General features: G+C 62.4%; 20 protein-coding genes. 11 read left to right on the forward strand and 9 right to left on the reverse strand.

Translation table 11 applies throughout. The features are described 5' to 3' along the window. Positions 1-25 precede the first annotated feature (25 nt). Entirely contained in the window at positions 26-1,132 is a 1,107-nt protein-coding gene (locus tag C440_RS03280) for a M24 family metallopeptidase (protein ID WP_049915315.1), read from the reverse strand. A gap of 143 nt (positions 1,133-1,275) precedes the next feature. On the opposite strand from C440_RS03280, the gene C440_RS03285 reads away from it, so the two are divergent. The 5 genes from C440_RS03285 (at position 1,276) to C440_RS03305 (ending at position 5,090) form a co-directional block, all read left to right on the forward strand. After that, positions 1,276-2,109: a COX15/CtaA family protein gene (locus tag C440_RS03285; RefSeq protein WP_049915248.1), complete on the forward strand. Its 834-nt coding sequence runs from the start codon at positions 1,276-1,278 to the stop codon at positions 2,107-2,109. A 241-nt stretch (positions 2,110-2,350) separates the two neighbouring features. Further along, positions 2,351-3,154: a transporter substrate-binding domain-containing protein gene (locus C440_RS03290; RefSeq protein WP_049915250.1), complete on the forward strand. Its 804-nt coding sequence runs from the start codon at positions 2,351-2,353 to the stop codon at positions 3,152-3,154. Positions 3,155-3,203: 49 nt separating this feature from the next. Further along, the gene (locus tag C440_RS03295; protein ID WP_008318232.1) at positions 3,204-4,037 is read left to right on the forward strand and encodes an amino acid ABC transporter permease; all 834 of its coding nucleotides are present in this window, start codon (positions 3,204-3,206) and stop codon (positions 4,035-4,037) included. Next, positions 4,034-4,762, forward strand: a complete 729-nt coding sequence (locus tag C440_RS03300; protein ID WP_008318235.1) for an amino acid ABC transporter ATP-binding protein — start codon at positions 4,034-4,036, stop codon at positions 4,760-4,762. The genes C440_RS03295 and C440_RS03300 overlap by 4 nt, the downstream gene beginning before the upstream one ends. A gap of 94 nt (positions 4,763-4,856) precedes the next feature. Continuing rightward, positions 4,857-5,090, forward strand: a complete 234-nt coding sequence (locus tag C440_RS03305) for a hypothetical protein (protein ID WP_008318236.1) — start codon at positions 4,857-4,859, stop codon at positions 5,088-5,090. Positions 5,091-5,187: 97 nt separating this feature from the next. Here the strand turns inward: C440_RS03305 and C440_RS03310 are convergent, their stop codons facing one another. Then, entirely contained in the window at positions 5,188-6,642 is a 1,455-nt protein-coding gene (locus C440_RS03310) for a replication factor C large subunit (RefSeq protein WP_008318239.1), read from the reverse strand. Positions 6,643-6,753: 111 nt separating this feature from the next. Between C440_RS03310 and C440_RS03315 the strand changes: the two genes are divergently transcribed. The 3 genes from C440_RS03315 (at position 6,754) to C440_RS03325 (ending at position 8,710) form a co-directional block, all read left to right on the forward strand. Continuing rightward, complete coding sequence (locus C440_RS03315; RefSeq protein ID WP_008318241.1) at positions 6,754-7,392, forward strand: GNAT family N-acetyltransferase; 639 nt, start codon at positions 6,754-6,756, stop codon at positions 7,390-7,392. Further along, the gene (locus tag C440_RS03320; RefSeq protein ID WP_008318242.1) at positions 7,389-8,030 is read left to right on the forward strand and encodes a GNAT family N-acetyltransferase; all 642 of its coding nucleotides are present in this window, start codon (positions 7,389-7,391) and stop codon (positions 8,028-8,030) included. The genes C440_RS03315 and C440_RS03320 overlap by 4 nt, the downstream gene beginning before the upstream one ends. A 98-nt stretch (positions 8,031-8,128) precedes the next feature. Next, positions 8,129-8,710 (forward strand): hypothetical protein, encoded by a 582-nt coding sequence (locus C440_RS03325; RefSeq protein WP_008318244.1) that lies wholly within the window; start codon positions 8,129-8,131, stop codon positions 8,708-8,710. Positions 8,711-8,722: 12 nt separating this feature from the next. Here C440_RS03325 and C440_RS03330 read toward each other — a convergent pair whose 3' ends face one another. Further along, positions 8,723-9,259, reverse strand: a complete 537-nt coding sequence (locus C440_RS03330; RefSeq protein WP_008318247.1) for a GNAT family N-acetyltransferase — start codon at positions 9,257-9,259, stop codon at positions 8,723-8,725. A gap of 229 nt (positions 9,260-9,488) precedes the next feature. After that, on the reverse strand, positions 9,489-10,136 hold the full coding sequence (locus C440_RS03335; protein ID WP_008318248.1) for a metal-dependent hydrolase: 648 nt from the start codon (positions 10,134-10,136) through the stop codon (positions 9,489-9,491). Between the two features lie 252 nt (positions 10,137-10,388). Between C440_RS03335 and C440_RS03340 the strand changes: the two genes are divergently transcribed. Further along, positions 10,389-11,096: a helix-turn-helix domain-containing protein gene (locus tag C440_RS03340; protein WP_008318249.1), complete on the forward strand. Its 708-nt coding sequence runs from the start codon at positions 10,389-10,391 to the stop codon at positions 11,094-11,096. A gap of 79 nt (positions 11,097-11,175) precedes the next feature. After that, positions 11,176-11,484 carry a DUF5789 family protein gene (locus tag C440_RS03345; protein WP_049915253.1) on the forward strand — a complete coding sequence of 103 codons (309 nt, stop codon included), beginning with the start codon at positions 11,176-11,178 and terminating at the stop codon, positions 11,482-11,484. Positions 11,485-11,746: 262 nt separating this feature from the next. Here C440_RS03345 and hmgB read toward each other — a convergent pair whose 3' ends face one another. The 5 genes from hmgB to C440_RS03370 all read right to left on the reverse strand — a co-directional run bounded on the left by hmgB (position 11,747) and on the right by C440_RS03370 (position 17,778). Next, on the reverse strand, positions 11,747-13,084 hold the full coding sequence (gene hmgB / locus C440_RS03350) for a hydroxymethylglutaryl-CoA synthase (protein WP_008318254.1): 1,338 nt from the start codon (positions 13,082-13,084) through the stop codon (positions 11,747-11,749). 91 nt (positions 13,085-13,175) lie between these two features. Beyond that, positions 13,176-15,509: a PKD domain-containing protein gene (locus C440_RS03355; protein ID WP_008318256.1), complete on the reverse strand. Its 2,334-nt coding sequence runs from the start codon at positions 15,507-15,509 to the stop codon at positions 13,176-13,178. A gap of 70 nt (positions 15,510-15,579) precedes the next feature. Beyond that, positions 15,580-16,167, reverse strand: coding sequence for a DUF2150 family protein (locus C440_RS03360; protein ID WP_008318258.1), 588 nt, complete (start codon positions 16,165-16,167; stop codon positions 15,580-15,582). 198 nt (positions 16,168-16,365) lie between these two features. After that, on the reverse strand, positions 16,366-17,214 hold the full coding sequence (locus C440_RS03365; RefSeq protein ID WP_008318260.1) for a TatD family hydrolase: 849 nt from the start codon (positions 17,212-17,214) through the stop codon (positions 16,366-16,368). 84 nt (positions 17,215-17,298) lie between these two features. Continuing rightward, entirely contained in the window at positions 17,299-17,778 is a 480-nt protein-coding gene (locus C440_RS03370) for an NYN domain-containing protein (RefSeq protein ID WP_008318261.1), read from the reverse strand. Between the two features lie 219 nt (positions 17,779-17,997). Here C440_RS03370 and C440_RS03375 point away from each other — a divergent pair, with 219 nt between their 5' ends. After that, entirely contained in the window at positions 17,998-19,560 is a 1,563-nt protein-coding gene (locus C440_RS03375) for a S8 family serine peptidase (protein ID WP_049915256.1), read from the forward strand. Positions 19,561-19,677 lie beyond the last annotated feature (117 nt).

A 19,677-nucleotide genomic window follows, 5' to 3' on the forward strand; every position in this document is an offset into this window, starting at 1 on the left:
GTTCGGGACTGCAACGAGACAAAAATTACTCCGTTTCGATGTGAAGAATTTCGGGCCGTTCGAGTTCGATAGAGCCGTCGTCACTCGTGATTGTTCGGGTTGGCCACCGGCCGGTCGTGGTCAGCACTTCGGTCTCGTCGGTCCCGACGAGCACCGTGTCCTCGCTCTTTGCGCCCTCGATAGTCGGATTGTAGGCGTAGCCCATCGGCGCGTGAACCGCGTCGTCCGCGTCGGGAGCGGCGAACCACTCGCGGCCGGCGAATCCAGCGGCACCGCCTTGGTGATGATTCAGCCACTCGTCGGAGTTGTCAACGTCGTCGTACGCGTCGCGGATGGCGTCGAAGACCTCACCTGCCGTGCCACCGTCGGCCGCGACTCGCTTCGTCGCCGCGAGCGCCTCGACTTCGACTCGCATCGTCTTTTCGTGACGCGATTCGAGCCAGTCGGGTGCGTCGAAGGCGACGGTTCGCGTACAACTCGCGTAGAGACCGTCGCGCTGGGCCGTCACGGAGACGAGCGCGTAGTCGCCGAGTTGCTCGTCGGTCGGGGTGTAGTGTCGGTACTGCTGTGCCCGACGAGCGCCGCCGACGAGGGAAACGGGCGTCTCGATGCCCATCGCGTGGAGCGTCACGCGAAGCCCCGACGCGGCCTCGTGTTCCGTATCGTGCGGTTCGAGTTCTCGACACACCCGCTCGACGGCGCTCGCAACGTCGCGGCCGAGTTCGCGGTACGCCTCGATATCGGACTCGGTGAGTGGCTGGCGAACCGTCGATGCGTCCACGTCGTTGAAGCCGGGGACATCGAAATCCGCGGCCGCGGGCGTCGGCGAGACCGACGCGACGCCGGACGCGAGAGAGCCTTCGTACCACTGGTAGCGATGTATCCGAACGCCCTCGTGCGGCACTTCCTCGTGGAGGAGGCGCGTCGCTTCGATGTTGTCAGTGACGACGTGGAACTCATCACCGTCGTACCCGGCGGCCGCGACGCCGACGGGCGCATCGCGGTCCACGACATTGTCGCCGCCGAGAAGCCACGCGAAGGAGTTCGGGCGGGCGAACCAGACCGCCTCGACGTCGTGCGTTTCGAGGTACGTGTCGAGTCGGTCGGCCCGAGATGCGAGTCGCTCGTCTATGTCCATATTCGGTCGTCCGACTGCACCGACTTGAATTGGACGGCTCAGCCGACGTGCCGACGAGGGCAACAACGATAATATCGCTGACGCCTTCGACGGACGTACCTACGAGGTATAAGTTTGCGCGGGCCTGACTCCCGCATATGACACCTCGGCTTCGCCGCCTCCTCGCGGGGTCCGCCGTGCTGACCGGGATTCTGATGGTACTCGGGGTTTACACCGCCGCCGCGGGTGCCGGACTCACGTGTGCCGGTCGCTGGCCCTTCTGCGACGGTTTCCTCGGACTGTTTCCGGCCAACTGGGGCAGTTTCATCGAGTGGTTCCACCGCCTCGTCGCCATGATTACCGGCTTCGTCATCCTCGGGACGACCATCAAAGCGTGGCGTGAGGGCGTCTCGAAGCGCGTCCGCTACGCGCTCGTCGTCGCAACCGCAATCCTCCCGTTCCAAATCGTCCTCGGCGCACTCACCGTCACCGAGTACGAGTGGGTCATCCTCACCGCCCACTACGTCGTCGCCACGTCGATATTCACGGCAGTCGTCGCCGCCGCCGCGTGGGGTCTCTCCGACCGCGGAATTCCCCGCACCGCCGACGCGGTCAAACTGGCACTCGTCGGGATGCCTATTATGCTCGTCCTCGCTCCCCACATGTTCGTCTCGTTCGGCCCGCTGACGCAGACCATCTACTACGTCGTTGGTCTCGCAACCTATGGCTCGTTAGTCGCCGCAACGCTGTGGGCGAGCACCGCACACGGGGCGCAAGCCGACTCCTACGGCCGACTCAAATACGCGCTCGCACCTGCAAGCGGTATCGTCGTCGCCTTGCTTATCGCCGGTCGGCAGGTGTACCTCCCATCACTGCAACTGGCCCACCTCGGTGGGACGCTCATCGCACTCGTTCTCGTCGTTGGCGCGACGGTCATCGTCCGGAGTGGCCTTCCGGTTCCACAGACCGGCGTGAGAAACGACGCGGACTGAGTTTTCGGCCGACGTTCGTTTTTGTAGGCGCGTTCTGTCCGTTCCGTCCGACCTTCGAATCAACAATCGACGTGGATTTGGTAGTCATACACAGCCAAATCATTTATGTTGCAACATGTCCGAGATATAACCGAATTTCTATCGTTTCAATTTATTCCCTGGCAATTTTCACCAAAATCGACGTGAATTGAGAATTCGACCGAAGAAGTGTTATATGGGGATGTGCTACCTGTGGCTTGTTATGAAACGACGTACCTACCTCAAGGGAACCGCAGGGGCCACGGCCGCGTTCACGCTGGCCGGTTGTCTCGGCGGTGGCGGCAGTGAGATTACCATCGGGTCGGACATCCCATACCGGCCATTCGAGTACAGGACGACCGAGGACGAACTCATCGGCTTCGACGTTGACATCGCACAGGCCGTCTTCACCGACGAACTCGGTTACGAGCACGAGTTCCAGCAGACGAGCTTCGACACCATCATCCGCTCGCTCAACAACGGGAACTTCCGCGTCATCATGTCCGCGATAACCATCACCGACGACCGCGCAGAGGAGATTGACTTCTCCGACCCGTATTTCACGGCGTACCAGACGGCTATCGTCCTGAACAGCAGTGACATCTCCTCGAAGGAGGACCTCCGAGGCGTCGCCGTCGGCGTCCAGAAGGGGACGACCGGCGAGAGCGCCGCGACGGGCCTCAAAGAAGAGTTCGACGGCGACCTGACGATTCAGAGCTACGACCAGGTAACCGGCGCGTTCGACGCGCTCCGGAACAACCAGGTCAGCGCGGTCATCAACGACAACACCGTCAACGCGGAGTTCGCCGAGCAAAGCGACAACGTCCGGTTCCTCGAAGGGACCGGTGCCGCCGAAGAGCAGGGCAAAGAAAACGCTCCACCGTATCTCACCTTCACCGTCGAGGAGTACGGCATCGGCTTCCGGAAAGATGACGACGAACTCCGCGAGGAGGTCAACGGCGCACTGCAGACGATCCGCGACAACGGGACGTACGACGAGATCTACTCCAAGTACTTCTCTGGATAAGCCAAATCAGACGCACTCTTTTATCCTACCACTGTGAGAAACTCTACCAATGGCTGAATCTTACTCCGAGGGACGAACCAGAGACGGAGAGTACCAAGAGCAGTTTTTGAACGACAAAACACTCAGGCGGCTGGGCGCGACCATCGCTGGGCTATTTACGCTCGGAGTCGGTGGGTTGGTCGCGGTAATCATCTTCACGCAGGTCGATTTCGACCTCTTCAGGGAGATCATCTACCCGCAGTTCGTCGAGGCGTTCCTGCGGGTGCTCGGTATCGTCCTCGTCGGGAGTCTGTTGTCCGTCACCGCGGGCGTCATCGTCGGTCTCGGCAGGGTGTCGAACACGAGATTCACGAACGCCGTCGCAACGGGCTACGTCGAGTTCTTCCGGGGCACGCCGCTTTTGTTCCAGTTACTCGTCATCTTCACCGGCATTCCGGCGTTCTGGCCGCCCGGTCAATTCCCCATCTCCGAATGGGCGATTCCGACCGCGATCATCGGTCTGACGCTCAACCACGCCGCCTACGTCGGCGAGGCCGTCCGCGGCGGCATCGACGCCGTTCCGGACGGACAGATGGAAGCCGCCCGCTCGCTCGGGATGTCCTACGTGCAGGGTATGCGCGAGGTCGTCCTCCCGCAGGCGTGGCGTAACGCGCTCGCCGCCATCGGCAACGACCAGGTCATCCTCGTGAAAGACACCTCGCTCCTGACGGTCATCGCCGTTCCGGAGCTCATCAGCGCGTTCCGCAACGTCAACTCGGCCACGTTCGACCCGTGGACGCCGATTATTCTCGTCGCCATCGCGTACCTCATGATTACGATTCCGCTCGGGAAAGTCGTCAGCCACCTCGAAACCCGCTCGGACTGGGGAGGTGACCGCCGATGAGTCTCCTCGAATTCGACGAGGTGGACAAGTACTTCGGCGAGACGCACGTCCTGAAAGACGTCGGTTTGAACGTCGAGGAAGGAGAGGTGTGTGTCATCATCGGGCCGTCCGGCTCCGGAAAATCCACGCTCCTTCGCTGTGCGAACCGACTCGAAGAGATTCAAGACGGTGAAATTCGACTCGAAGGCACCTCGATATCCGACCCTGACGCAGACATCAACCGCCTGCGCCAGCGCATCGGGATGGTGTTCCAGAGCTTCAATCTCTTCCCGCACAAGACGGCGGTCGAGAACGTGACACTCGCGCCGACGAAGGTGAAAGGCCTCAAGGGTGACGAAGCCGAGCGCCGCGCCGACGAACTACTCGACCGCGTTGGTCTCTCCGCGCAGGCCGACTCCTACCCGAATCAACTCTCCGGCGGCCAACAACAGCGCGTCGCCATCGCCCGCGCGCTGGCGATGGACCCGCACGTGATGCTCTTCGACGAGGTGACGAGCGCACTCGACCCCGAACTGGTCGGGGAAGTGCTGGAAGTCATGCACGACCTCGCCGACGAGGGCATGACGATGCTCGTCGTCACCCACGAGATGGGGTTCGCCCGCGAAGTGGGCGACCGTATCGTCCTCATGGCCGACGGGCGCGTCGTCGAGGACTCACCGCCCGAAGTGTTCTTCGAGGACCCGCGAACCGACCGAGGCAAGCAGTTCCTCTCGAAGCTACTCTGAGTGGGAGTGCCCTCCAATCGGCCGTGAGTCAGTCGGGGTCACACCCGACAGGTATCCAACAAGCTTATACGCTGAAACGCCGGTTCACACCGACATGAATGACGTACTTCGCCAATTCAGCGCTGAACCACCCGATTTCGAACGACGGAAGACGATTCTGTTCTGTCCGACCTGCGACCGCGCCGCGCACATCGACGACTGGCCGAGGCTGACGCGCGACGCTCGCGTCCGACGACTCGACTGTCCCGACTGCGGCGACGCCGTCTGGCACGGGCTGGACGCAGACGAAGGAAAACGACCGGGCAGACTACCGACGCCGACGGCGTAACGACCTGACGTACCGTCGGCTACCGATTAGTGACTGAGACCACCGAGCCGCCTATTTCAGCAGTTCGACGGCTCAGTGTAGAACCGTTCTACCCCCGTTAGAAGAAGTCACTCAATCCCGCCTGGCTCTCGTCTGTCGAATCGCCATCGTCAGCCGATTCGTCGGTGTCGTCGCGGTTGAGCACGTCGTCGTCACCGGACTCGGCGTCGGGGGACTCGGCACCCCGTTCGTCGGTCGCAGAGACGGCTTCCATTCCGGCGAACGCCCCACCGGCGTGTGCTTCGACCAGTTCCGCGCGGAGTTCTTCGGCGTCTTCGACGATGGATTGAACCTTGTTCGTCGTCTCGCCGCTTCCGGTGACGAACGAAACGTGGGACGTGTCGAACTCGTAGTACGCGGTCATCGCAACCGTTAGCTCGCGGGGTTTGCAGTGGTGGGTCACCGCCGAGAGGTACGGGAGGACTTCGCGGCGGGCGGTCGCCATGCTAAACCCACCTTTCTCGGCGATTTTCCGGACGACGGTGTCGCGGGTCTTGTCTCGGGTCGAACGGTACGGTGCGCCCCCGTACCGCGTCCACCCGCCGCGGGTTCGGTCGCGTGAGGCGGCGACACCGGCGGCGAGGTTGTCCGTCGCGTAACGCCAATACGAGTAGTTCTGTGTGGCGCGGACGCGACCCAGCCAGCGGTCGGCGTTGGCGAGGAACTCGTAGGCGCGGGCGAGTTCGTCCGGTTCGTAGACGAGAGACACCTTGTCTTCGATCCACTTCGTGAGGTCGTCCGGCGTCTCGTCAACGTCGTAGGCGGTGTAGAGCGCGTCCTGTGCGGACTCCTCTTTGAGCACCGCGTCGAGGAACTCGAACAGGCCGACAGAGCGGTCTCGGTCGCCCATAATCACGTCTTCCTCGGTGATTTCGTCGCGCCCCTCGGCGATTGCCTGAAGGTCGTTGACCGCAGAACGCAGGTCGCCGCTGTTCATGTCGGCGATGCGTTCGAGGGCGTCCGGTTCGAACTCCAGTCCTTCCTTCCGACAGATATCTCGGAGGACGGGAACGATAGAGCGCGCCGAGACGTCGCGGAACTCGATTTCCTGACAGGCGTTCCGCAGGCCGCGACTCATGTCGTAGAACTCGTTGGCGATGAGGACGATTGGCTGGCTCGACGACTTGACGAGTCTGGTCACGGCGCTCGACCCGCCGCGGTCGTAGTTCCCGTGGATGTTGTCCGCCTCGTCGAGGATGACTAACTGCCGGGTGGACGTGCCCGTAGACGACCCCGAGAGCGTCGCGTTCTTCGCGGCGCGACCGGCGAAGCGCTCGATGACATCGCCGGTTCGCTGATCTGACGCGTTCAACTCGACAGTCTCCCATCCCATGTCCGACGCGAGTGCGTGGGCGGCAGAGGTCTTCCCGATGCCCGGACTGCCGTGGACGACGACTGCCTCCCGATGGTCGTCCCACGAGTTGGCCCACTCTGCGAGGGCGTCGCGGGCCTTGTTGTTGCCGCGGACCTCCGAGAGCGACGACGGGCGGTACTTCTCCGTCCAATCTACCATTACCGGAGGAAGGAACGAGGCGCGTTTAGTGGTTGCGGAGCACCCGCCGACGGATGCACAGATGTCACTGATGAGAACGCTTATTAGCACCCTCCGAGTGCGATTTGGTTCATGTTTCCCGACGAAATTGTCACCCCGCGGCTTCGGTTTCGTGCCATGTCGCGGGAGGTTGTTGACCCGATAGCGTCGTACGACTACTTCGCCGCCTCGCGGTCGGATACAATCGAAGAGGAGACGGAGTACGTCTCATGGAACCCCCACCAGACGCCGAACGAGTCGTTCGACTTCCTGAAGCAAGCCGAGAAAGGCCACAAAACGGGCGAGAACGCCATCTACGCCATCTTCCCCCGCGACGGTGAAGACGGCGCTGGCGAGTTCGCCGGGACAACCGGATTCAACCCCGAGTGGAACAAGCGCCGCGCCGTCTTCGGTATGTGGCTCCGGAAGAAATTCTGGGGCCGCGGGTACTCGGGCGAGCGCGCCGCGGCGCTCTTTGCGGCCGTCTTCGACGTCTTCGACCTCGAAGTCGCGTCCGTACAGGTCGAACCGGAAAACGACAAGTCCATCCGGGCTATCGAGAAGTACATCGACCGATTCGGCGGCCAGCACGACGGCCTGTTCCGAAACGCCATCTGCAACGCGAACGGAACGCCCCGGGACGTACACACCTACTCCGTGACGCGCGAGCAGTGGCTCGATGCGACCGGTGGCGACTACGATGCCGAATTCCACTGGGAGGACCGCGAATGAGCGGCCTCTTTCCCGAAGTCGTCGAGACGGACCGGCTTCGACTGGTGGCGGCGAACCCGGACACCGTTCACCTGCTCGACGTCTACGATATCTGTTCGAAACCGGAGATAGACGAGGTGACGACCTACATGCCGTGGTCGCGTCACGAGACGCCGAAGATTACGAAGGACTTCCTCGACGACTGCGCGTCGAAGTGGGACGACGCCGAGAGCGCTCAGTTCGCCGTGTTTCCGAAAAGCGGCGAAGACGGTGCCGGTGAACTCGCCGGTTTCGGCGGCACCCACATCGACTGGAACCGTCGGACAGCCACGCTCGGCTTCTGGCTTCGGCCCCGGTATTGGGGTCGAGGGTACTCGGGGGAACGCGCCACCGCGCTCACCGCGTTGGCCTTCGACGTTCTCGACCTCGAACTCGTCACAGTCTCGCACGTCGCCGAAAACGAGAAGTCGCGGCGTGCAATCGAGAAGTACATGGACGAACTCGGTGGCAGTCGTGACGGCCGCGACCGAAACAGCATCGTCGTCGCCGACGACCCGACCGACGAACTCCGCTACAGTGTCTCCCGCGAAGAGTGGGTCACGGCGACGGGCGGCGATTACGACGCGGAGTTCCACTGGGATTGGAACGGGAGCCGCTAAATCGGCCGTTTCATCCGCTTTCACACCAACCCCCGCGACAACGGCTCGCACGACGGCCACGAAGCATATACGTAAAACCGACAATCGGTTCCGACGCAATGTCAGTGACAACCGAATCAACCAGCGATTCGACGCAATCGACGGGGAAAACGGTCGGTATCGGAGCGGTGTCCGGTCTCGGTGCGGCACTTCTCGGCTACCTCGTGACGTACCTCGTCACCTCATCGACCATCGAGAACTCGGCCGCGAGCCAGATACTCGAAGTCCTCGGGTCGGACCTCTCGGCGTGGAAGGTCGTCGGCTGGGTGTTCATGAACGCCCACGGCGTGACGACGACGTTTCCGGGATTGTTCGGGACCACTTCCTCAGCGAATCTCATCGAAAATGCGCAGGCGTTCTCGCCCGTCCTCTACGTCGTTCCCGTGGTCGCGCTCCTCGCGGCGGGGGCCGTCGCCGCAGTCGCCAGTGGCGCGTCCTCGGCGAAGTCGGGCGCGATGGCCGGCGGTGCGACCGTGCTCGGTTATCTCCCTGTTGCACTCGTGGGTATCGCGCTGTTCGCAATCACCATCGGCGACGCGACGGCCCGACCAGACCCCGTCACGTCGGCGCTCCTCGCCGGTCTCGTCTATCCCGCCGTCCTCGGTGTCATCGGTGGCGTGGCGACCGCGACGCTCCGATAACTGAGACCCTGCTCAGAGGTCGCGTGCGACGAGTTCGCCCCAGTGGTCGAACCCGTATCGGTCGTAAAACGCCCGTGCTCGTTCGTTCGCTTCGTCGACGTCGAGAACCATCCGGTCCAGCGGGAGGTCTTGGGACCGCGCGTGGTCGAGGACTGCTTCCATGAGCGCGTCGGCGACGCCAGTCCCTCGATACGCGGGGTCGACAAAGAGTTCGTTGAGCACCGCCGCGTCCCAGATAAACGTCGTCTCCTCCGGTAGTGCGAAGGCGTAGCCGACGAGTGTCGAGTCGCGTTCTCCGTCACCGTTCGCCGACGCGTCCGCGTCGGCAACGACGATACAGCCGGGGTCGTCGGTCGCACAGCGTTCGACCCACGAAAGGTAGCGCTCGCGGTAGTCCGCGGTGAGTTTCGCCTCATACTTCGAGCGTTTGTCGTCGCCGCCGGTTCCCGCCCCGATAGTGAGTTCGAACCCGCGCTTGAGGTTCCAAAATGCCTCGGCATCTCCTGGTTCGTACGGCCGAATTTCGACGCCGTCCGGTGTCTTGCTCATAGAGTGCGATGAGATAGCATCGGTAATGAACGCTCGGAGTCCGCGGCGATGGCACGGATATCGAACAGGTACAGGAAGAAGAAAAGGGAGGTTCAGACGAAGAAACGACAGGCGCAAGCAGAGGAGAGAGCAGTACAGAAGAAAGAAGAGAACGAACACAGCTCACGGGATGGCAATACAGCTCACGGGAGGACAAAAACAGGAACGGGCCTGGTTCGGGAACGCTCGCCTATCGTTCGTCGGATGGTCTCGACCGCCGACGCTCCGAGAGGAGGCGACCGCCGACGACGCCGCCGCCGAGCAAAACGAGCATGAGTTCGAGACCCGAGGAAGCGAGCGGTGCGACGCGCTCGACGTTCTCGGGTTCCGAACCGGGGGAAGGGTCAACCGCGGTGCTGTAGTGAAACGTCTCCGTCGTCGGCGGCGGTGAGTCGCTTCGGAGTTCGACGAACGTCTGGACGAAGCCGCGCGTACTCGAGAGTTCGGCGTGTCCGTTCACCGAATAGAACGCGTCGTGGACCGGGTAAAAGACGTTGACGCCGTTTGTGAACAGGTCGGGGAGAATTCCGCCGCCGAGGAGGGACGCGACCGCGACCCACGAGGCGACGACGCCGCGAGTTCCCCATCGTTCGCGGAGGAACGACTGTTTCCGAACTGTCGTGTCGTAGAAGACGAATGCGGCGAGCACCACCGGGAGCAACAAGGTGTGAAACAGCGCCCGGTGACTGCCGGGAACGAGCGTGCTCGTGAACGAGTCAAGGTCCGGCACTGCGGCGGCGGCGAGGACGACCGCGACCGCCCGCACGTCGAACCAGCGGCCGAGCAGGGCCACCCCGACGAGTCCACCGACGGCGACGTGAACGAGTGTCGATGGCATACCACACAATGACCGTGCGACGACCTTGAGGTTTCCCGTCGGCGTCGTTCGGTCTCGTCTCGTTCGACTGAAGTTGGCGTGTGACGTCGCTCAGTTCCACTCGGGGACCACCGCTCCGCGGTGCGGGGACCGATTCCTCTATCGACGCAGTCGAGTTCGTCAGGCGACGACTACCACTTTCGACACCCTTTTGCGGGGCACTCTCGCACGTTTCTCCATGTCTTACCCGTCCGTCGCACCGAGGTGTGACCGATGACCGCGGCACCGCGCGACGACCTCGCCCGCCGCATCGCGGGAGAGATTACCCTGTCGGACGACCCCGGTGCGACACTGCGAAAGTGGCGTACGGACTTCGACATCTCGCAGACGGCGCTCGCCGAGCAACTGGATGTTTCGTCGTCAGTTGTCTCGGACTACGAGAGCGGCCGCCGCGAGAGCCCCGGTATCGGCGTCATCCGCCGGATGGTCGAGGCGCTTCTCGACATCGACGAGGCCCGCGGTGGGAGTCGAATCCGACAGTACGCTCGCGTCCTCTCGGCCGGGTTCGAAAGCGACATCGTCCAAGACCTTCGGGAGTACCCGACGTCGATTCCGCTCGATAGCTTCTACGACGCCATCGGCGCGACTCCCATCGTTGACGGCGACCAAGACCGCATCAGCGGCCACACCGTCATCAACAGCATTCAGGCGATTACGCGCCTCTCCTCGGAGGAGTTCTACCGACTCTACGGACAATCGACGAGTCGAGCACTCCTCTTTACCGGCGTCACCCGCGGTGAGTCCCCCCTCGTCGCCATGCGCGTCGTCACGCCGACGCCCAACGCGGTCATCCTCCACGGACTCACGGAAGACGAACTCTGGGAGCACGCCCCCTCACTTGCGACCATCGATGGCTTCGCCCTCGCCGTGACGAACCGCGATTTAGACGAGATGCTCGAAGACCTGCGGAAACTCCCCTAACGCCACGTTTCCGTCGGGTTCGCTGACTGTCCGTCGAAAGGTGAAAAAAGTCGAAGAGGTATCACGTGGACAATTGTTCATGGAAATTCGTGACCTTCCATCACTCCTCGAATCCGAACTCACGTATCCGGTTGACACCGGTCGCGTCGTCGATCAAATCGGTGCCGTCGAACTCGACACGCCAGCGGCCGACGCCTCGGAGCCGATTAGCGTGATTATCGCCCCGCTCGGGCCAACGACGTTCGACTCGGCGGACGAACTGTACAACACGATTCTCGGAAACGTCAGCGACGAGTTCATCGGACGGAAGTTCTACGACGACCGCGGTGCCAACCCCGCGGCCCCCGCACACAGCCCCGACCCCGCAGACGAAATCCAGTCGTTCTGAGTGCGACACCCGACTGCCTCGTCCCCGCGGTCGCCGCCCTACGCTCGTTTTTATCGGTTCGTCGGTTCGCGTCGCTGTCTCCTCGTCAGTGCCGGAACCACATACTGCCGACTCGTCTTCGATACAGACCCTCGTACTGCCGTCTCGTCACCGTATAAACAGCTGATGGGCCGCGTCTGCGGCGGCCCGAAACTGCGCTTTTTCCGGAAGCGTCCTGCGACGCTTCGTCGCCGCGTTCGCGCGCCCGTCCGAACGAGTTCCGTTATTCGACGTATTCGTAGCGGCGCTCGTTCATCCGGCCCCAGCCCGTGAAGACGAACTCGCCTTCCGGCTGGCTGAACTCCTCGACTTCGATTTCCTTTTCGTGGTTGTGCACGTCGTGGATGAGTTCGTAGTCATCGAAGGAAATCTCGGTGCGGGCGGCGAGTTGGCCGTCCACGTCGAGCGCGTCGATTTCGTCGAGCCACGTCTCTTGGACGGTTTCGGCGTGAATCTCGGCCTGTGCGCCGGACCCGTACGAGCCGAGCAGAAGTTGCTTGCCCGCCATGTCCTTTCCTTCCTCGGCGGCGGCTTTCAGCGCCGACGCGCGGGCGATGTGGACCGACCCGGTGTACCAGTTTCCGACGCGACTGGAGATGTCGAGTGTTGGCTCGATAACGCGAGCGTACCAGTCGCGGTACTGTTCTGTCGTCTTCAGGTCGTCCATGTACGCGCGAATAGCCTCTTCGTAGTCGTCCCACGTCTCGAAGTCGGCCTTGCGGGGCTGGCGGCCGATTTCGTCTTCGAGTTCGTCTTCGATCTCCGTGTCGCGGCTCATGTGGCGGAAGCCGAGCAGTGCGGCCTTCCGAACCATCCCCGGGAACGGGGTGTGGAACGGGATGTACTCGAAGTCGTCGGGATGCGTTCGCCCCGCGACGCTCTCGTAATCTTCCAGCGCCTCTCGCATGCGTGCGAGATACACCTGCATGGAGCGCTTGCCGTCCACGGAGGGGAACTGCTGGTTGGGCTTGAGGAAGTCCGTCTCGTCCATACTGCCGTAGCCCTGTTCCGTCGAGAGTTCGACGAGGTCCGGGTCTTCGTCGATGAGTATCGCAACGGCACCGGCACCCTGCGTCGCCTCGCCGGGGTCGCCACGCTCGTAGAGTGCGGTGTCGGTTGCGATGACGAGCGCCGCGCGGCCACGGTTACGCCCGGCTTTGATCCAGTTGTAGGCGTCGTCGAGACTCTGCGTCCCGGCGATACACGCGAACTTCCGTTCTCCTTTGTTGGCGTAGCGGAAGTCGCCGTCGTACACCTGTTCGAGACAGCCGGCGATGTACGTCGAAACCGGCTTGGAGTTGTCGAACGCCGACTCGGTCGCCACGTCGATGCGACCGATGTCTTCGGGTGTGAGACCTTTTCGGTCCATCAGTTTCTTCGCGGCGTTCGCTCCCATCGTGACGATGTCCTCGTACACGTCCGGGAACGACGAGGTGTGAAGGCCGAGACCCTTCGTGTACTTCTCCGGGTCTTCGCCTTTCACCGGCGCGAAGGTGTTGGGGAGGTCTAAAACGAGCTTACCCGTCCAAATCTCGATGGCGTCGATGCCGACGGAAGTCATGAACGTTGGTACTGATTCGGGGGATAAGGTTTTGTCGATGACTGGTTACGTCGGTTGTCGAACTTTAGTGTGGCTATCTGCTGACAGCCGGTTATACCTGTGTTTCGTCTTTCGTGTCCGAGCCGGTCGCGCTTTGGCTGTCGGAGACGACGACGGTCACTTCGACTAGCCCTCTGTTTTGATTCCCGGACAGTTGAGCTGTAACTGTCCTCCCCTCTGCTCCGGTGAGACTGAACGAAGCGGTATCAGTCAGCACGCCACCGACCCGAACAAAGACCGTCCCGGTTCGAAGGTCGCCGTTGGCATCGTCCGGAGAGAACGCCACTGTGACTGTTTGGACGTTCCCAGAGTTCCCCGCCTCGAAGACCTGTATATCTGTGATGTCCACGGTCGGCGCGTCGTTCCCGCCGCCTGTATCTTGGACCGTCACCGTCGTCGTCGTCGTGTCGGTGGCTCCGTCATCGTCGGTTACGGTCAGTCTCACGGTGACGTCTGTGTCACCGGAAACACTCGACGGCGCGTCGAACGTCGGCGTCTCGGAACCGGCGTTCGAGATGCTCGCACCACCGGTCGGGTCGTTCGTAATCGCCCAACTGTAGCTATCGACCGTTCCGTCGTCATCGGAACTCGACGACCCGTCGAGTTGGATGGACCCACCTTCGCTGACGGTGTACGGACCGCCCGCTCTCGCGGTCGGCGGGGAGTTACCGTCTGGGGGCGCGTCGTTGACTCTGAACGTGTACGTCTTCGAATCGACCAACCCGTTCGGCAGGCGATAGCTCACGCGCGCGGTGACCCACTCGTCTACCATGTTCACGTTCGAACCGTCGTCGAAGAATTCGTACACGTAGAATTTTGCCGATTCGCCGCTTCCGACGACCGGGTTCGGCCCGGCGATGTTACCATCTTCGTCGAGGTCGGTCGCAATTCCGTCGTCCGGGACGGTCACGTATTCGGACTGGCTAATCAGGTAATCGACACGCCCGTCTCCGCTCGGCGATTCGACGTAGAACTCTGTTTCGCCCGGGTCGTTGTCGCCTTGTCCGACTCGGTCGGAGAGTCCGTTGATTCGGTCGTCGTGGGGGTTGACGACTACGTCGAGTACCTCTACCGAGTCGGTGCCGACGTTCTGTAGCGAGAATTCGATGCCGCCGCGCGTGGAGCCGGAATCGTCGCCGTCACGTCCGACCGCGTCGTTCTCGTAGAGCAGACCGCCGACGCCGCCGCCACTCCCACCAGACGAGACCGTCACCGATACGCTGGCGTCCTGCCGCGTGGCTGAGGCGAACGTGTCGTCGTCGAAGCTCCCGAGCACGGCGGCCGTGCCCGCAGATTGCCCCGTCACGGTCACTTCCACACGCCCGTCTGCGTCTGTCGTCGCGGAATCCGTCGAGAGCGATACCGCGGCGCTACTCGCGGAGAAGTTCACAGAGACGCCCGAGACGGGGTTGTTGTAGCGGTCTCTCACTTCGAAGGTCACGGTCTCAGACCCACCCGAATCGACCGTCTCCGACGACGGCCCGGTCGTGGTGAGGTAGTGCGGTGACGGCGTTTCGATGCCGGAACCGACACCGACGTTACCGATTCGGAGGTCGTAGGTCGCACCGCGTTCCATCACGAAGACGACGCTCTCGTCGGTCGGTCCCTCGCGGACCGCGTGTACGTAGGCGTCGTTCGACGTGTCTCCGGACCCGTCTAACTCCTCGGCGTCGGTCAGAATCGTCCGCCAATCATCCGCTGAGAGCTTCGTCGGCACGGTAATCGTCACGTTGTTCGCCGAGGCGTTGTTCGTCACGCTGACGGTTCGCGTCGCCCGACTCACGGCTTGGGCGTCGATTGTCGCGCTCCCGACGCCGTTTTCGGAGTAGTTACCGGCGAGGAGAACGAGCGAGATAGTCCGCCCGTCAACGAGCGATTGCCCGGAGAGCGTCCCGTTGTACCCGTTGTCGAAGCGGTTGTACGCGACCGTGTTTTCGTACACCGTGGTCGGCGCGTTCTGCATGACGTTGTAGCCCGGTCGGTATTCGAGCGCCTTCGTGGTGAACGACAGTCGATTGTCGGTGACGTAGTCACTCGTCTCGGCTTCGTTCGTACTGACGTTCGAGACGGCGAACGTTCCGAGCGACCGCGTTTGCAACGTCCCCGTTGCCGGCCCGGGGTTGACAAAGAGCGTCCGACTGGGATAGCGCGTCCCGAGCGAGACGGTCGTCGGCGTCGGCGTCGATTTTGCCGCGCTCTCGACGACCGCTCCCCGAAGGGTAACGAACTCGTTGTGAACGTCTTGGTTGTGTTGGAACTCGACCTGTTCGTTTTGGTTCGGGACGACGGTCGCTTGGTACATCGACATCGAGATGATGATGATGCCGAACAGCAGTACTGCTCCGATTTGAACAGTAACTGCCCGCTCGTCGCCCCGAAAGTCCATATAACCCGAAGGTCCCCGAAGAGGGAAAAAGACTCCTACCGGTATCGAATGGTGTGAGAGGCGGCCGAGATTAGTCTTCTTCTTCGACAACTTCGGGCTCAGACAGTCCGCTCTGGAGACTGTCGAGACCGTTGACCCACTCGGTGACGAGTCCGAATTCGAGTTCGTCGAGCACGTCGATGTCGAGTTCGTCGCCGTCGATGACGCGGGTGCCGACCTGCACGATGTAGCCGAGCGCGCTGTCGAGGTCGTCGGCTTCCTCGGCGTCCGCGGCGGCGAGGATGTAGGCTTCCATGTCGTCTTCGAGGTCCGCCGGTCCGGCGACGAGGTACTCTTCGGCCGCGAAGAAGGCACACGAGAGGCTCGTCTGTACGCTTCCGATGAGAATCTCGGCTTCCTCGTTTTCCGATTCGAATTCGGCTTCCGCCATCACGATGTCGTGGACGGTTGCGAGTTCGTCGAGTGCTTCTTCTTCGTCGAGGGTCTCGTCGTCGTAGGCGATGAGAATCTTGGCGATTGCGATTGCCGCGTCGTTCTGGACGTTCATGAGCAGACGTCCCGTCTCCTCACTTTCGAGGTCCAGTTCTTCTTCTTCGACGCGCGTCAACCAGTTCTGCCAGCGTTCCAGCGAGTAGTATCGTTCCTCGGCCTCGGTCATACCTACAACCTCCCGTGCCGGACTCAAATGCCTTTCTTATCCTTTCGCAACGCGTGTGATTCAGGAGCACGTTCGTACTCGGCGCGTCTACGCCCCGCAATCGCCGACTCCGATACCCACCGGTTGCCGTTCCGTCCCGGAACGAGTCGTCGAACGGCGGTCGGTTCGGCGTGGCTCCGAACGGAATGGTCCAGCGCGCTATCGGTCGAGCGTCGCTTCCGTATCAACGCCGTACACGAGCGCGGGCGTCTCGACGTGCGCGTTTCTCACCGCGTCGTCGCGGCCGTCGTCTAAGAGCCACTCGACCCGTCGCGGGACCGTCTTCGGGCCCATGACGGCACCGGGTCGGTCCGGGTCGTCGATGAAATCGGTCTCCATGAGGAACGGCACGCCCCGTTCTGCGGCGTCTTCGAGACGGTCTTTGTCGCTCATGACGCTCGGCGTGCCGCCGGTGAGGTGTCCCTGCGCATAGTGTTTGACTACCCGCTCGCGCGGGACGCCGCGCTCGTCGGCCCACTCGGCCACGTCGGAGAGGTCGGTGGTCGATTCAGTGTGCAGTTGAAGCGCGCACTCGCAGTCCGCGGCGAGGTCGAGTCCGTGCCGAAGCACGGCGTTCGACGCCTCCCAGACGGCGTCTGTGACCTCGTAGTGCGGCCGTCCGGATTTAAGCGCGAGCGCATCTCCCGCGCGAACGTACTCGGCGGCGACGTCGAGACCGGCGGCCATCAGGTCCCGCGCGGCTTCGGGGTCGTAGCCTCTGTCGTCAACGAGTTTCGAGACGAGTCCGGGGTGGACGCCGAGAACGGGCCACGCGCGCCCGTCGAGGTGTTCGGACGCCTCGCGCACCACATCCATAGTCGTTTCGAAGACCGGTCGGAAGTCCTCGCCGGTTTCGACCTCGTGGCCGAGGAGCCACGACGGTTTGTTCACGACGAGCAGGTGAGTCCCGCCGCTCCGTGCGAAGTCCGTTACGGCCTCCAGTCCTCGGCCGTGGTCCGGGTCGAGGTGGAGGTGATTGTCGAGTACCGGCGTGTCGAACTTCTGCATAGTGGTGTGGTCGGACGGGGAGAGAAAAAACGAACCGTTCGGCGGCGACGGACTCGCCGATTCCGTCAGTCGAGTCTCTTTCCGTCAGTCAGGTCTCTGCTCGACGACCTCATCGAGCGTCATCGCGTGCGTGGCCGCGTTCTGTAACGCGTCCGACCGGCCGTAACTACCGGGCGCGATGGCGACCGTCTGGAGTCCGTACTCGTTTGCCGTCTCCAAGGCGGGCTTGAAATCGGTGTCCCGCGAGGCGACGGCGATGACGTCCGCGCGACCTTCCACGGCGAAGCGAGTGAGATCGACCGCGAGTTTTACGTCAACGTCGCCGCTCGTAATGACGACTTCGAAGCCGCGCGCTTCGGCCGCCTGAATCAACCCGGGTGTCGCGTGCTCGTCGAGGTACAGCCGCGTCGCACTCATCGTCCCGCCGAGCGACCGCGCGGCCATTCGAATGTCGTCTAAATCCACGTCGAACTCGTCGCGGAGGACGTTCGGCCCGTCCACGAAGAGCGCAACCCGACCCGACGGGACGCCGTCGGAACCGAACAACCGCCGCAGGAGGTCCATACACCACCTCACCCCGTTTCGGGTTTATAAATTTCGAGCGAGTGTGAGCGCCGCCCCACCGAGACTGACGTCACAAATTTCCCTCGTACGATAGTGAATCAATGCTCTATTTATTCGAGTTCCTGACAATCTCTCGGTTTAGTATTGAAAATTATGGTGAAATCCAAATTTCAGTCAAGCTAACACATAATATCATAGTGGACTGAGACATGTTTGCCCATGGCAGGCACACCGAACTTCGACAGACGAAGCTTCATGAGACTCGCCGCAGCCGCCGGACTCACCGGTATGGCTGGTGTAACTAGCGCGACGCCCGGTCGCTCGCCCGGTCCGAAGAAAAACGAGGTCCTTATCGGCGTCACGAACACTGCCGACAGCCCACAGAAGGCCGTTCAGGATGCTGTTCCGGCAAACGCCGAAGTCGTCCACGAAAACAAGACCCTCAACTACGCCGCGGTCAAGTTCCCGTCCAGTGCGCCGAAGCGTGCGCGCAAGAACTTCATCAAGGCCGTCACGAAGCGCGACGACGTGAAGTACGCCGAGAAGAACGCGACGTACGAAGCGCTCTATACGGCGAACGACCCGAAGTATGGAAACCAGTACGCACCCAAGCAGGTAAACGCCGACACCGCCTGGGACACGACGCTCGGAAGTAGCTCCGTGACGATTGCCGTCGTTGACCAGGGTGTCAAATACGACCACCCCGACCTTTCGAGCCGGTTCGGTTCGAACAAAGGCAAAGACTTCGTTGACAATGACGGCGACCCGTACCCGGACCTGCTCTCCGACGAGTACCACGGGACCCACGTCGCGGGTATCGCCGCCGGGACGACGGACAACAACACCGGCGTCGGCGGCATCAGTAACTCCTCCCTGCTGTCGGGACGCGCCCTCTCCGAAAACGGGAGCGGTTCCACGAGCGACATCGCGGACGCAATCGAGTGGGCCGCAGACCAAGGCGCGGATGTCATCAACCTCTCGCTCGGTGGCGGCGGCTACTCCTCGACGATGAAAAGCGCCGTCTCGTACGCGACGCAGAACGGCTCGCTCGTCGTCGCCGCGGCCGGCAACGACAGTAGCGGAAGTATCTCCTACCCCGCCGCGTACAGCGAGTGTCTCGCCGTCTCCGCACTCGACCCGGACGAAACGCTCGCTTCGTACTCCAACTACGGCTCGAAGCTCGACCTCGCGGCACCCGGAACGAACGTGCTCTCGTGCTGGACGACCAGCCAGAAGTACAACGAGATTTCCGGTACCTCGATGGCGACGCCGGTCGTCGCGGGTGTGGCCGGTCTCACGCTCTCGGTCCACGACCTCTCGCCCGCCGACCTACGAGTCCACCTCAAGAACACTGCGGTTGACGTCGGCCTCAGTAGCTCGAAGCAAGGGTCCGGTCGCGTCGATGCCGCAAACGCCGTGACGACCGACCCCGGTGACGGTGGCGGTGGCGGCGGTGGCGGCGGTTCGAAGGAGACGACCTACAACGGTCGGCTCTCCTCTTCGTCCGATTCGAGCTGTTCGAGCTACTCGTGGAACTACAGCTCCCCGTCGCAAGTTGTCGTTGACCTCAGCGGTCCGAGCAACGCCGACTTCGACCTCTACGCCAACGAAGGTCGCGGAACGTGCCCGACGACGAGCAATTACGACTACCGCTCGTGGACCTACGACAGCAACGAACAGATTATCATCGACAACCCCGACACCTCCACGGACCTCAGCGTGATGGTTGACAGCTACAGCGGCAGTGGCGCCTACACGGTCACCATCACCGAGAAGGAATAGACTCCCAGCCGTACCGCGCGGCACTAGCCGTCTTCCACGGCCGTACGAGCAGTGCCGGTATCCCGTACTGCCGGTATTCATGAGCACCGTAGGGGTGCAGTCCAGCGAAGCGTCATC

This window comes from Haloferax mucosum ATCC BAA-1512, from assembly GCF_000337815.1.
In the GTDB taxonomy this organism is placed as follows: domain Archaea; phylum Halobacteriota; class Halobacteria; order Halobacteriales; family Haloferacaceae; genus Haloferax; species Haloferax mucosum.